This is a genomic window from Streptomyces sp. SID13726, from assembly GCF_010548375.1.
GTDB lineage: Bacteria > Actinomycetota > Actinomycetes > Streptomycetales > Streptomycetaceae > Streptomyces.
On record NZ_JAAGLY010000860.1, the window covers coordinates 1 to 386 of the forward strand.

At 69.7% G+C, this 386-nt stretch carries 1 pseudogene; it reads left to right on the plus strand.

Features of this window, described 5'->3' with window-relative positions:
* Window positions 1-386, plus strand: a pseudogene (locus G3I78_RS50685) (aminotransferase class I/II-fold pyridoxal phosphate-dependent enzyme); the annotation flags it as partial.

Consider the following 386-nt stretch of genomic DNA (forward strand, 5'->3'; position numbering starts at 1 on the left):
AGTACGCCGAGGGCTACCCGGGCCGCCGCTACTACGGCGGCTGCGAGCAGGTCGACATCGCGGAGAACCTCGCGATCGCGCGCGCCAAGGAGCTGTTCGGCGCCGAGCACGCCAACGTCCAGCCGCACTCGGGCGCCACGGCCAACGCGGCCGTCCTCCACGCGCTCATCAACAAGGGCGACAAGATCCTCGGCCTCGAGCTGGCGCACGGCGGCCACCTCACCCACGGCATGAAGATCAACTTCTCCGGCAAGCTCTACAAGGTCGCGGCCTACCACGTCGACGAGAAGACCAGCGGCGTGGACATGGAGGCGGTCGAGCGCCTCGCCAGGGAGCACCGTCCGCAGCTGATCATCGCGGCCTGGTCGGCCTACCCCCGCCAGCTC